Below are 12,894 nucleotides of genomic sequence, written 5' to 3' on the forward strand. Positions count from 1 at the left end.
CAGGCACATACTGTTCTGATAGACGGAAAAGCCCACGTTGCATGGGCGTCGTCAGGTTAACATCGCGCCTTGCCACAAATGGCCGATGCAATATGCAGAAACAGATCGGCCGATTCGACACCGCCGATGGCAAAATTGTCGTGACGATGGAGCGTCAGCCGACGTCCCGTACCAGGATGGGAAACCTCAAAAGAGGGGAACAGAAGTGTCAGCAGATACCCGCCCCGATTCAGCGCAAACTCACCGTGAGCTCTCTATGGAACCTGGAAACGCCCAGTTGACCATGACCGTCCTGATGACACCGGACATGGCCAACTTCTCTGGCAACGTACACGGCGGCACCCTGCTCAAGTACCTCGACGAAGTGGCCTATGCCTGCGCCAGCCGTTATGCCGGCACCTACGTGGTCACCCTGTCGGTGGACCAGGTGATCTTCCGCGAACCGGTGCATGTCGGGGAGCTGGTGACCTTCCTGGCGTCGGTCAACTACACCGGCAACACCTCGATGGAAGTGGGTATCAAGGTGGTCACCGAGAACATCCGTGAACGCTCGGTACGCCACTCCAACAGCTGCTTCTTCACCATGGTCGCGGTCGACGACGACCGCCGTCCGGTGAAAGTGCCACCACGCCAGCCCCAGTCCAGCGAAGAAAAGCGCCGCTTCCTGCAAGGCCAGCAGCGCCGCCAGATCCGCCAGGAGCTGGAGCAGCGCTACCAGGACCTGAAGACCGACGCCATCTAGTGTCCTGTCTCGGAAATACGTTCTCTTTTGGCGAGTGGCTTGGGTGTTCGGCCAAGGCGCCGCGACGAGTCATAGCAGGGCTATGGCGAGGAGTGGCAACGCCGGCCGGGCGCCCAAGACGCCGCCAAAAGTGAACAGCTTATTTCCGAGACTGGACACTAGTACAGGAGTCGCTGCGCCTCGAAGCGCACCCGGGGATGGGCGATGCGATCCTGGGCCCGCACCAGCTGCAGTTCGTAGCTGGCGCAGGCCTGGGTTTCCAGCAGCACTTCATGCACTGCCGCCGCGGCGAACTCGAACGCCTGCACATCGCTGTCACCCAGCAGCAGGCGAGCCATGAACAGCCCCGAGGTCAGATCCCCCACCCCGACCGGCTGGCGTGGGAAAGCCAGCAGCGGCCGGCGCAGGTGCCAACTCTCCTCGCCCGTCACCAGCAGCATTTCGAACGCGTCGTCGGCGCGCCCAGGGTAGTTCAGGTGCTTGACCAGCACGATGCGCGGTCCACGCTCCAGCAGGCCACGGGCCATGCCCACGCAATCCTCGAGGGACTCGGCGCGCCGGCCGCAGAAGCTGTCCAGCTCAAGCTGGTTGGGGCAGAGGATGTCGGCCTTGGCGACGGCCTCTTCGAGCAGGAACTCGCTCACCTCGGCAGGGACGATGCAGCCTTTTTCAGCGTGGCCCATGACCGGGTCGCACAGGTACAACGCCTTGGGGTTGACCGCCTTGATGCGCGCGACCCCGGCCAGGATCGCCCGGCCTTGCTCGGCGCTGCCCAGGTAACCCGACAGCACCGCGTCGCAGTTTCCCAACTCGCCGATGTTGGAAATGCCTTCCACCAACGCGGGAATTTGCGCTGGGGCAAGCACTTCCCCGGCCCACTGTCCATACTGAGTATGGTTGGAGAACTGCACGGTGTTGAGCGGCCAGACGTTGACCCCGACCCGCTGCATGGGAAACACCGCGGCGCTGTTGCCGGCGTGTCCAAAGACCACGTGGGACTGAATGGCGAGCAAGTGCGGCGTACGTTTCATGCAGGGCTATTCCGAAACTGTGTGGATAAGTGTGCGGCCCGCAGTATGAACCCGATTGCCATCTGTACGACAGGCCAGAGACGCAGTTAAGCTGGATCGACCTGTCTGGAGCTTACGCAAATGCTGACCCTGGAAAACCTTTTCGTCCTGATGCTGGTGGCGACCGCAGGCGCCTGGCTGTGGCACAACCACGGGCTGCGCGAAAAGGCCCTGGCCCGGGTCAAGCAGCATTGCGCCAAGCTCGATCTGGAGCTGCTCGACGACGCCGTGGCGCTCAAGCGCATCGCCTTCGTGCGCGATGCCAATGGCAAGAAACGCCTGGCGCGCATCTACAACTTCGAGTTCACCGTTACCGGTGAGCAGCGCCATCCCGGGACCGTCACGCAGTTCGGCGCCCACACCCTGCAGATCGAACTCGCGCCCTACCCCTTCGAGATCAAGACGCCGCCGCGCACCGATAACGTCATCGAGATGCAGCAGTGGCGCCAGGAGCACAACCGCTGGCGTAACTGATCAGGCGCCCAGCCGGCACGCGGCAAGCGCCTCCTGCAGCTCGTCCACCGGTTGCGCCTCGACGAAAATCAGTTCCATCCGCGAATCCTTGCGCCATTCGCTCGGCTGCCAGCCGGGCAACTGCCCATCGAGCCCATTGAACGACAGCCAACCCAGGTCGCTGTGGATAACACCCTTGGCCCGGCGCCATGGCCACGCCTGGAGAAAGGCATGCAATCTCTGCGTGTCGAAGCGTTGGCTGGGGTGCCAGCGCCAACCGATGCTCCAGCCACCTTCGCCCTGCTGGGCCTGGCATAGCGGCCGGCTTGGATCTGTCCACAGGGCAGCAAGCGCCGGACTTGGATTGTCCACAACCTGCCGACTTGCGTCAGAACAGCCCTTCCCCTCTGTGGAAAAACCTGGCAGCCGGATCAACGGCAAGGCGCCATGATCGACCCAAACCTTAGGTAGATCGGGCAATCTGTCAGTTATCAACAGGCGGGCCTGGCTGTCCACAGCGGACGACTTGTTCAACACCAGCAACCCTGATGCAGGCAACGCCAATTGCTGCGCTTCAGGCAAGGCTTCGCCACGCGCCAGGGCCTGGGCATCCAGCACCATGAGCAGTGGTTGCACGGCCAATACATCCGTCCAGGGTGCTTGCTCCAGTTGTTGAAGCAACTGCTGGGGATGACCCAGGCCCGAAGGCTCGATGAACAAGCGATCGGGGCGTGCCTTGCGCAATAGACGCCCGAGGCCGACCTGGAACGGCGCGCCATTGACACAGCAAAGGCAGCCCCCCGCCACTTCGCCAATGGCAATGCCGTCTTCATCGCCTGCCAACAGGGCTGCATCCAGGCCGATCTGCCCGAATTCATTGACCAGCACCGCCCAGCGTTCGTCAGCTGGACGCTGGCTCATCAGATGGCGGATCAAGCTGGTCTTGCCGGCCCCCAACGGGCCGGCGATCACATGGGTGGGGATGTTCTGCAGCATGGCTCGGTGTCGGGTCGGGATTCATGCAAGTCTATCGCGAGCCAGCAGCAACGCGACACACGCACTCTGTAGGAGCGGCTTCAGCCGCGATCACCCGCGAAGCGGGTGCCAGGCACGGCGTTGCCTGCATCGCGGCTGAAGCCGCTCCTACAAAACAAGGTCTGTGAACAACTCAGGCCAGCCAATCCAGGCTCAGCAACAACCGCCGATCGCCTGAAGAAGCCTGCGGCGAACGGTGGATAAGTCCGGCACCCTCGTTGCCCTGCCATTTCTCGCCCTTGAGCAACGCGACATCACCTGCCATCAGGCGACGTATGTTATCCACAGGCGGTGGGTCATAGAGCAACCGTGATCGATCAATTGCGCCTTCGTCCAACCACTCGCTGCCTGCGCCTGCATAGCTGCTCAGCAACCGCAGCGGCACATGATCCACATGGAAACGCGGGCACATCGCACTGTCCAGCACACGCAGACGCAACCCGACCCGTCGGGCGCCCAACAGGCAGGTGTAGGCCGCCACCAGCCAGCACACGTCAGCGACAAAGCCGTCATAGCCATGCAGGTCCTGCGCCTCCCTGAGCAAACCAGGCAGCCGGGGTGGCTGACGTTCATCCACTTCGATCACCCGCTCATCCGTCAACGTCTGGCCAAGGCTGATCACCAGCGCGGCGAAGTCTTCTACCTGGGCGGGCAGGCGACGCTGCCATACCGCCAGGTTGACGCCGTCCTGAAGAATCTCCGTCAAGATTTGGGGCGATTCGCCGAACGCCTGGCGGATATCCACAGCCCTCACGCTGCCTCATCCTCGTGCCAGGCACCGAACGGATCAGGCAGGCGCAACCAGGCCGCGGGCCCCTGGTCCATTTCTTCATCGTCGAGCAGGCAAGCATCCAGCTCTGTGGATAACCTTGCGAAATCGATGTTCTGCCCGATGAATACCAGCTCCTGCCGGCAGTCACCTGCTTCGGCCGACCACTGCTTGAAAATCGCTGCCCGGCTGTCCTCATCCTGCGGCCATTGCTCACGGGGCACAAAACGCCACCAGCGCCCGGCCAGACCATGGCGCATCATGCCGCCGGCCTGTGACCAGCTACCGGCTTCCTGGTACTTGCTGGCCAGCCAGAAGAATCCCTTGGAGCGTAGCAGCCGTCCATTGCTCCAGGGCTTGTGGATAAAGTCATGGAAGCGTTGCGGATGGAATGGCCGGCGCGCCTGCCAGGTGGTCGCGGCGATGCCGTACTCCTCGGTTTCCGGCACATGCTCGCCCCGTAGTTCCTGCAACCACCCCGGCGCCTGGGCGGCCTGGTCGAAATCGAACAGGCCGGTGTCGAGAATGCGCGAAAGCGCGACCTGACCCATCACCATGGGCAGGATCTGTGCCCGGGCATTGAGGCTGCGCAGAATGGCGATCAGTTCTTCGCGTTCGTGCTGGCTAATCAGGTCGATCTTGCTCAGCAACAGCACATCGGCGAATTCGACCTGTTCGATCAACAGGTCGCTGATCGAGCGTTCGTCCTCCTCACCCAAGGTTTCGCCACGGCTGGCAAGGCTGTCGGCAGCCTGGTAGTCGCGCAGGAAATTCAGGCCATCGACTACCGTGACCATGGTGTCCAACCGCGCCATGTCGGACAGGCTGCGACCCTGCTCGTCGCGGAAGGTGAACGTCTCGGCAACCGGCAGAGGCTCGGAAATGCCTGTCGATTCGATCAGCAGATAATCGAAGCGCCCCTCCCGCGCCAGCCGGGCAACTTCCTCCAGCAGGTCCTCGCGCAGGGTGCAGCAGATGCAGCCGTTGCTCATCTCCACCAGTTTCTCCTCGGCGCGGTTGAGGCTCACGTTGCGCTGGACTTCACTGGCATCGATGTTGATTTCACTCATGTCGTTGACGATCACAGCGACACGCAGGTCGTCGCGATTGCGCAGAACGTGGTTGAGCAGCGTGCTCTTGCCGGCCCCCAGAAAGCCGGACAGCACGGTGACGGGAAGACGGTTGGGCATGACGGACCTCATCGGGCGGGCGCATTCGAAACGATGCATTGCGCAATGTTATATTATAACAATACAATTTAGCCAAGCCGCTTTGGCCGAACGGTTGTCTGGAGAGCACATGAAATCACTCGGCATCGCTGCGTTGCTGCTGGCCACCCTGCCGGCACCGTTGTTTGCCATGCCCCACACGGATCTTGCCCTGTGCACCCGCAGTGCCACCTTGCTCGCCTGCCAGGACAAACAGGGCAATTACTACAGCGTCCGCACCGAAGGCAGCACCTTCTACCTGCGCGGCTACGAAGTGGTGGGCAAACGGCTGTGGGCACAAACCAATAGCCGCTATGGCCCATTGACCTTCTTCACCGGCCTGGCCAGCGACGGCGAAGCCTGGGTCGGCTACAGCCGGCGCGTTGGCTGGACGACCCTCAACCGTGTTTCAAGCTCCAGCGGCCAACGCTTCGATCTGCATTGCAGCCTGATCGGTGGCTGCCGTTGAACACCCCAAACTCCAGGATCTCGCCATGACCAGCCTCACCCTTCCCGACATCGCCGCTCAGAGCGCCCAGCAGCCGTTGCCGCTGGACTGGGTAGGCATGTGCGGCATCGCCATGCCGGTGCAGTTCGAGGGGCGCCAACTGAGCGCGCTTGCCGATGCAGGGGTGAGCCTCGACGACGGTGCATCGCGTGGCATTCATATGTCGCGGCTGTACCTGGCGCTGGAAGCACTGGAGCGAGACACGCTCACCCCACGGCTCATCCACCAGGTACTCGAGCAGTTTCTGTTCAGCCACGAAGGCCTTTCAGCAAGCGCCCACCTCCGTCTGCAGTTCGATCACCTGCTCAAGCGCCCTGCGCTGGTCAGCCCGCTGGCGGGATGGAAGCACTACCCGGTGGCTATCGATGCACGGTTGAAAGCTGAAATGTTCCACGTGGAACTATCCGTGGAGATTCCCTATTCATCGACCTGCCCGTGTTCGGCGGCGCTCGCCAGGCAACTGATCCAGGAGCGTTTCGACCAGGACTTCACGGGGCAGGCGGTGGACCGACAAGGCGTGAGGGCATGGCTTGGCAGCAGCAGCGGGATCGTTGCCACACCCCATAGCCAGCGCAGCATGGCGAAGCTACAGGTCCGCCTGGTGGGGGATGAACTGCCGGTTACCGTACTGATCGACAAGGCCGAAGCGGCCTTGGGCACGGCGGTCCAGACTGCCGTGAAACGTGCCGACGAACAGGCCTTCGCCTTGGCCAACGGCCAGAACCTGATGTTCTGCGAAGATGCCGCCCGGCGCCTTAACCTGGCCTTGCGCCAGCTCGATTGGGTGGCGGGGTTCACGGTGCGCGTGGAACATGCAGAAAGCCTGCATGCCCACGACGCGGTGGCGGTGAGTCGGTTCCAGAGGTAGGGCGATCAGCTGCGTGGCTTCACCGTTCCACAGTCGTTGCCCAGCCATACCGCGCGGGTGTCCATACTGCCAGCCTGCTGAACCCCGGACGCATTGAAGGTGCCGTTGACCTTGGTCAGGAACTCCCGGTCGCTGAGGAACGTGGCCTGGCCTTGCCCCTGGGCCTTCGGGCAGCTGAACTGGAACTTCCAGACGTTGCCATTGCGCTCGGTGATCTTCTGGGTGCACCCGGACTGCGGATCCTGCAATGGGATGTCATTGGTACGGACCTGTTCCGGCGTCAGGCACGAACGCACGCCCTTGCCACCCACGCTGATGCCTTGCTTGGCCAGCGCCCCCTCCATCATCGCCCGCTGTTCGGGCGGCAGGTTCTTCAGTTGGCCCAGCATGAAGGCCATGTCCGGCAATGGTTTGCCATCGACCTGCATGTTGCTGGTGGTCAGCTCCCACAAGCCGGGTTGCAACATCTGCGCTTGGACCAACGGGCTGCCCAGCCCCAGGACCAGGGCAAGCAGTGGCAGGCGAATCTTCATGGATCTAGGCTCCTCGAAATACCGGCTCCGGCCGGACTGTGCCGTTAGACGTCATTTTCCCCCACAGGTTGCAGCCCCCCCCACGAACGTGGTCTGTTAGGCAGCAGTGTGATTGGCAAGCAGGATGCGTATGGATTACCACAGCCCCTACTTCTTCGGTTACTTGATCGGCCTGATTCATCTGCTCGGCATCATCGCCGCACTGCATGCGGTGTTCACCGTGCGCACCGCTCAAGGCGCAATCGCCTGGGCCTTGTCATTGCTGTTCATCCCCTACTTCACCCTCATCCCCTACCTGATCTTCGGTGCCCGCTCGTTCTACGCCTACATCCAGGCGCGTCGCCAGGCCAACCAGGAAATGCATGTGGCCATGGCCAACCTCAACTGGCGACCCTGGGTCGAAGAGGCGTTGACCGCGCGCGAATCCGACAGCTATGCGGCCCTGCGGGCGATGCCCAAACTCGGGCGCATGCCTTGCCTGGCCAACAATGAAGTCAAGCTGCTGATCGACGGCGAAGCCACTTTCAAGGCGATCTTCGCTGCCATCGAAGCAGCCCGGAACACGGTGCTGGTGCAATTCTTCATCATTCACGACGATACCCTGGGCAAGCAGTTGCAACGGTTGCTGTTACGAAAGGCCGCCGAAGGGGTACAGGTATTCGTGCTCTATGACCGGGTCGGCAGCCACGCCTTGCCAGGCAGCTACAGCCAGGTGCTGCGGGACGGCGGTGTGCAGATCCAGGCGTTTGCCACTCGCCGCGGCTGGTTCAACCGCTTCCAGGTCAACTTCCGCAACCACCGCAAGATCGTCGTGGTGGATGGCTTGCGCGGCTTCCTGGGTGGGCACAACGTGGGGGACGAGTACCTCGGCGCCAATCCCCATCTGTCGCCCTGGCGCGACACCCATGTGCAGATCGCCGGCCCGGTACTGGCCTGCCTGCAGGAGTCGTTCGCCGAGGACTGGTACTGGGCCACACGCCAACTGCCACCGTTGATCCTGCCAGACACCTACCCCGAGAACGGCGTACTCTGTCAGGCCCTGGCCAGTGGCCCGGCGGACCCGCAGGAAACCTGTGCGCTGTTCTTCCTGGAGGCCATCCACTCGGCCACCCGCCGCGTGTGGATCACCAGCCCCTACTTCATACCCGACGAAGCGATTTTCGCGGCCCTGCGCCTGGCTGTATTGCGCGGGGTGGATGTTCGCGTGCTGATCCCGTCGCGCCCGGACCATCGCATCGTCTATGCCGCCTCCAGCCTGTTCGCCTTCGAAGCGGTACGTGCAGGGGTGCGCATGTTCCGTTACCAGCCGGGGTTCCTACACCAGAAGGTGGTACTGGTGGACGATGAGGTCAGCGCCATCGGCAGCGCCAACCTGGACAACCGCTCCTTCCGCCTGAATTTCGAGATCACCCTGCTGACCGTGGATCGCGCCTTCGCGGACCAGGTGGAACAAATGCTGCAGAGCGACTTCGACCAGGCCCGGGAGATCACAGCCGAGGACAGCCGTGACACCCACCGCCTTCAACAGTTGGGGATGCGCATCGCGCGATTGATTTCACCGATCCTCTAACGACAAGGGCCTGCTTGAAGCAGGCCCTTGTGGTCTCAGCGGTAGAGATCCTCACGCGTCCATGGCAGTTCATGGTGACCGTCCGCGTAGGGTTTCACGGCGAGAATCTGGTGCAGGTTGATCCAACCCTTGGAGAACGCGTAGGCACAGCCGGCCAGGTACAGGCGCCAGATACGCAGGGCCTGCTCGGGCACCAGCGCTGCCGCACGGTGCAGCTGGTTCTCCAGGTTCTCGCTCCAATGGTTGAGGGTCTTGGCATAGTGCAGGCGCAAGCTCTCCACATCGACCACTTCCAGGCCCACCTCACCAATGCTGGCGCTGATCATCGAGATGTGTGGCAGCTCGCCGTGGGGGAAGACATAGCGGTCGATGAACTCACCCGCACCACGCCCGACCGGGCGGCCGTCCACATGCTTGGCGGTGATCCCGTGGTTCATTACCAGGCCGCCCTCGCGCACCGCGCTGAACAATTTCCGGCAATACAGCTCCAGGTTGGCGTGGCCGACATGCTCGAACATGCCTACACTGACCACCTTGTCGAAACGGCCATCCTCGGGCAGGTCGCGGTAGTCGAGAATCCGCAGATCGACCTTGTCGTCCAGCCCCTCTTCCTTGACCCGTTCACGGGCCAATTGCAATTGCTCCTTGCTCAGGGTGATACCGAACACCCTGGCGCCGTATTCACGGGCGGCGAAACGCGCCAGCCCACCCCAGCCGCAACCGACATCGAGCAGGTACTCCCCAGCCTGCAAGCGCAGCTTGCGGCACAGGAGATCGAACTTGTCCTGCTGGGCCTGGGCCAGGGTGTTGTCCGGCTCCTTGAAGTAGGCGCAGGAGTAGGCCATGTCTGGATCCAGCCACAGCTGATAGAACTCATTGGAGAGGTCATAGTGATAGGAGATGGCTTCGGCGTCGGTGCGCTTGTCGTGCGCGGTACGCACGGCCTGGGGTTCGTCTTCACCCTTGAGCAGCGCTTCACTGAGCTCGTCACAGACGCGGATGACCTCACCGATATCGCCCTCCAACTCCAGCTTGCCCTCGACGAAGGCTGCACCCAGCTCAGCCAGGCTCGGGTGAGTGAGCTGGGCGATCAGTTGGGGTTCCTTGACCAGGATGGTGACCTGCGGGCTGGGCCCGAGATCGAAGTGGTTGCCGTCCCACAACTTGACGCGCAAAGGCAAGTGCAGGCTCTGCAACGCGGGTGGAAGTTGCGCAAGCATTCATGACCCTCCCTATCTTTGATTCGGGACGCCACGCCTTACATTACGGACGTCACCGGATCAGGGTAGTTCATTCGTGCGAAGTTTCCGTTAATCGCGACCATGGTCTAGAACTATCTGGCGCGGCGAAACCAACAGATTGTATACAATCTTTCGCGCTCGGACTAACCTTGTGCCCCTCTTCGCTTCCTCACTCTGGAGTAGAACCCATGAAATCCTATGACGTGGTGATCATCGGCGGCGGCCCCGGCGGCTACAACGCAGCCATCCGTGCCGGCCAGCTGGGCCTGAGCGTGGCCTGTGTCGAAGGCCGTTCGACCCTCGGCGGCACCTGCCTGAACGTGGGCTGCATGCCCTCCAAGGCACTGCTGCACGCCTCCGAGCTGTTCGAAGCGGCCAGTGGCGAGGAATTCGCGCACCTGGGTATCGAGGTCAAGCCGACCCTGAACCTGGCCCAGATGATGAGGCAAAAAGACGAGAGCGTGACCGGCCTGACCAAGGGCATCGAGTACCTGTTCCGCAAGAACAAGGTCGACTGGGTCAAGGGCTGGGGCCGCCTGGACGGCGTTGGCAAGGTGATCGTCAAGGCCGAGGACGGCAGCGAGACTATCCTGCAGGCCAAGGACATCGTCATCGCCACCGGCTCCGAACCCACGCCGCTGCCCGGCGTTGCCATCGACAACCAGCGCATCATCGACTCCACCGGCGCACTCGCCCTGCCCCAGGTGCCCAAGCACCTGGTGGTGATCGGTGCTGGCGTGATCGGCCTGGAGCTAGGTTCGGTATGGCGTCGCCTGGGTGCCGAAGTGACCGTGATCGAGTACCTGGACCGCATCTGCCCAGGCACCGACAACGAGACGGCGAAGACGCTGCAGAAGGCGTTGGCCAAGCAGGGCATGACCTTCAAGCTCGGCAGCAAGGTGACCCAGGCCAAGGCCTCGGCCGACGGTGTCAGCCTGACCCTGGAGCCCGCCGCCGGTGGCACTGCCGAAACCCTGCAGGCCGACTACGTGCTGGTGGCCATCGGCCGGCGCCCGTACACCCAAGGCCTGAACCTGGAGAGCGTGGGGCTGGAAACCGACAAGCGCGGCATGCTCGCCAACGATCACCACCGCAGCTCGGTGCCCGGCATCTGGGTGATCGGTGACGTCACCTCAGGCCCCATGCTGGCGCACAAGGCCGAGGACGAAGCGGTTGCCTGCATCGAGCGCATCGCCGGCAAGCCCCACGAGGTCAACTACAACCTGATCCCGGGCGTCATCTATACCCGCCCGGAACTGGCCACGGTCGGCAAGACCGAAGAACAGCTCAAGGCCGAGGGCCGCGCCTACAAGGTCGGCAAGTTCCCCTTCACCGCCAACAGCCGCGCCAAGATCAACCACGAGACCGAAGGCTTCGCCAAGGTCATCGCCGACGCCAACACCGACGAGGTGCTGGGTGTGCACCTGGTCGGCCCGAGTGTGAGCGAGATGATCGGCGAGTTCTGCGTGGCGATGGAGTTCGCCGCCTCCGCTGAAGACATCGCCCTTATCTGCCACCCTCACCCGACGCGTTCCGAGGCCCTGCGCCAGGCGGCGATGAATGTGGATGGCAAGGCAATGCAGATCTGATTGATCCGCCGGCAAGCTCGCTCCCCCGTAGGAGCCGGCTTGCCGGCGAACCGTCTTCAGCCATGCACCAGCTTCTTGTCCACCCCCTCCCGAAACCGTGAGGCCAGGAACGGCGTGATATCCAGCGGCAACGCCTCATTGTGGACAACCCTGTCCAACAGCACCCCGGTAATGGCCGACGTAAGAATCCCGGTACGGAAGTGTCCACAGGCATTGAAATAGCCCTGCACATTATCCACAGGCCCGAGTATCGGCAGCTCATCCGGCGACCCCGGGCGCAGCCCGGCCCAGGTACGCTTGAGGTTGACCTGCGCCAGCTGCGGCACGCAGCGTATCGCCCCCTGCACCAACCCATTGATCTCCGGGAAGGTGTTGCTGACATCGAAGCCCTTCTCTTCGGTCGTGCTGCCGATCAGGATCTCGCCGTTGTCCTTCTGCGCCATGTAGCAATCACTGGTGGTCAGGCAGCCATCGAGCAGCTTGGGCAGGCGCTCGGTCAGGACGATCTGGCCCTTCACCGGCTTGACCGGAATGCTCTCCCCCGTCGCCCACTCACTGAGTTCGGCCGCCCAGGCGCCAGCAGCGTTGATCAATGTGCCGCAGTGGAACTCACCGGCTTCGGCGGTGCGCACGCCTTTGATCCGCGAGCCCTCATGCAGCACGCCCGTGATGTTCACGTTGGGGTACAGGTCGACGCCGTTCTGCCGCGCCGCTTCCATGAACGCATCGCCCAGGCGGAACGGGCTGACCTGGTGATCGCACAAGAACTCCAGCGCACCGGTGGCCTTCAACGTCACCGCTGGCTCCGACGTGCGCAACGCATCGCGATCCAACCAGCGCACCTGATCAGCCAGGTGGGGGATCTGCTTGACGATGTGCTCGGCGTACAGCTGGTCCTCTTCATCCTGGATGATGTATTTGAGCCCGGTGCGCTCGAACTTGAAGTCCATGCCGTGGCGCTCGATCAGTTCCTGGTGCAGCTGTGGATAAATCGCATTGGACTGCAGGGCGAAATCGAAGAAGCACTGCGGCAGGATATGCGGCGTACTGGAATCCACCGCCACCGCCGCGCCGTGGGCTTCGCGCTTGCTGCGCGTAGACATCATGCGGAAGAAAATCACCCCGCAGCCCAGCCCCACCGATTCACCGATGGCCCACAACCCGCCCGCCGAGGCACGGGTGGCGTTGCCCGGGCGCTTGCAGTCGATCAGCGCGATCTTCAGGTTGCCGCGCTTGGACAACTGGTAGGCACAGGAGGCGCCGATCACCCCGCCGCCCGCGATGATGATGTCGTAATGCTTGTTCATG

At 62.7% G+C, this 12,894-nt stretch carries 13 protein-coding genes; 6 read left to right on the plus strand and 7 right to left on the minus strand.

Features of this window, described 5'->3' with window-relative positions:
- Positions 1-256 precede the first annotated feature (256 nt).
- Positions 257-742, plus strand: coding sequence for an acyl-CoA thioesterase (locus PSEEN_RS25480; RefSeq protein WP_011536469.1), 486 nt, complete (start codon positions 257-259; stop codon positions 740-742).
- Positions 743-900: 158 nt separating this feature from the next.
- Here the strand turns inward: PSEEN_RS25480 and pdxY are convergent, their stop codons facing one another.
- Positions 901-1,773 (minus strand): pyridoxal kinase PdxY, encoded by an 873-nt coding sequence (pdxY, locus tag PSEEN_RS25485; RefSeq protein ID WP_011536470.1) that lies wholly within the window; start codon positions 1,771-1,773, stop codon positions 901-903.
- A gap of 120 nt (positions 1,774-1,893) precedes the next feature.
- Between pdxY and PSEEN_RS25490 the strand changes: the two genes are divergently transcribed.
- Complete coding sequence (locus tag PSEEN_RS25490) at positions 1,894-2,286, plus strand: DUF3301 domain-containing protein (RefSeq protein WP_011536471.1); 393 nt, start codon at positions 1,894-1,896, stop codon at positions 2,284-2,286.
- On the opposite strand, the gene PSEEN_RS25495 is transcribed toward PSEEN_RS25490, so the two are convergent.
- The 3 genes from PSEEN_RS25495 to zigA all read right to left on the minus strand — a co-directional run bounded on the left by PSEEN_RS25495 (position 2,287) and on the right by zigA (position 5,259).
- On the minus strand, positions 2,287-3,261 hold the full coding sequence (locus PSEEN_RS25495; RefSeq protein WP_011536472.1) for a CobW family GTP-binding protein: 975 nt from the start codon (positions 3,259-3,261) through the stop codon (positions 2,287-2,289).
- A 172-nt stretch (positions 3,262-3,433) separates the two neighbouring features.
- Positions 3,434-4,054 (minus strand): DUF1826 domain-containing protein, encoded by a 621-nt coding sequence (locus PSEEN_RS25500; protein WP_011536473.1) that lies wholly within the window; start codon positions 4,052-4,054, stop codon positions 3,434-3,436.
- The gene (zigA, locus tag PSEEN_RS25505) at positions 4,051-5,259 is read right to left on the minus strand and encodes a zinc metallochaperone GTPase ZigA (protein ID WP_011536474.1); all 1,209 of its coding nucleotides are present in this window, start codon (positions 5,257-5,259) and stop codon (positions 4,051-4,053) included. Before zigA ends, PSEEN_RS25500 begins: the two co-directional genes overlap by 4 nt.
- A 109-nt stretch (positions 5,260-5,368) precedes the next feature.
- Between zigA and PSEEN_RS25510 the strand changes: the two genes are divergently transcribed.
- The gene (locus PSEEN_RS25510; protein WP_011536475.1) at positions 5,369-5,746 is read left to right on the plus strand and encodes a hypothetical protein; all 378 of its coding nucleotides are present in this window, start codon (positions 5,369-5,371) and stop codon (positions 5,744-5,746) included.
- Between the two features lie 25 nt (positions 5,747-5,771).
- The gene (gene folE2, locus PSEEN_RS25515; protein WP_011536476.1) at positions 5,772-6,653 is read left to right on the plus strand and encodes a GTP cyclohydrolase FolE2; all 882 of its coding nucleotides are present in this window, start codon (positions 5,772-5,774) and stop codon (positions 6,651-6,653) included.
- 5 nt (positions 6,654-6,658) lie between these two features.
- Here the strand turns inward: folE2 and PSEEN_RS25520 are convergent, their stop codons facing one another.
- The gene (locus PSEEN_RS25520) at positions 6,659-7,186 is read right to left on the minus strand and encodes a DUF3617 domain-containing protein (RefSeq protein WP_011536477.1); all 528 of its coding nucleotides are present in this window, start codon (positions 7,184-7,186) and stop codon (positions 6,659-6,661) included.
- 130 nt (positions 7,187-7,316) lie between these two features.
- On the opposite strand from PSEEN_RS25520, the gene cls reads away from it, so the two are divergent.
- A complete protein-coding gene (gene cls / locus PSEEN_RS25525; protein ID WP_011536478.1) occupies positions 7,317-8,756 on the plus strand; it encodes a cardiolipin synthase in 1,440 nt (479 codons plus the stop codon).
- A gap of 35 nt (positions 8,757-8,791) precedes the next feature.
- Here the strand turns inward: cls and cfaB are convergent, their stop codons facing one another.
- Positions 8,792-9,976 (minus strand): C17 cyclopropane fatty acid synthase CfaB, encoded by a 1,185-nt coding sequence (cfaB, locus tag PSEEN_RS25530; RefSeq protein WP_011536479.1) that lies wholly within the window; start codon positions 9,974-9,976, stop codon positions 8,792-8,794.
- A gap of 209 nt (positions 9,977-10,185) precedes the next feature.
- Between cfaB and lpdA the strand changes: the two genes are divergently transcribed.
- Positions 10,186-11,586 carry a dihydrolipoyl dehydrogenase gene (lpdA, locus tag PSEEN_RS25535; RefSeq protein WP_044488604.1) on the plus strand — a complete coding sequence of 467 codons (1,401 nt, stop codon included), beginning with the start codon at positions 10,186-10,188 and terminating at the stop codon, positions 11,584-11,586.
- 56 nt (positions 11,587-11,642) lie between these two features.
- Here lpdA and hcnC read toward each other — a convergent pair whose 3' ends face one another.
- Positions 11,643-12,893, minus strand: coding sequence for a cyanide-forming glycine dehydrogenase subunit HcnC (hcnC, locus tag PSEEN_RS25540; protein WP_011536481.1), 1,251 nt, complete (start codon positions 12,891-12,893; stop codon positions 11,643-11,645).
- Between the last annotated feature and the right edge of the window lies 1 nt (position 12,894).

The sequence above is a fragment of the Pseudomonas entomophila L48 genome, from assembly GCF_000026105.1.
Lineage (GTDB): Bacteria > Pseudomonadota > Gammaproteobacteria > Pseudomonadales > Pseudomonadaceae > Aquipseudomonas > Aquipseudomonas entomophila.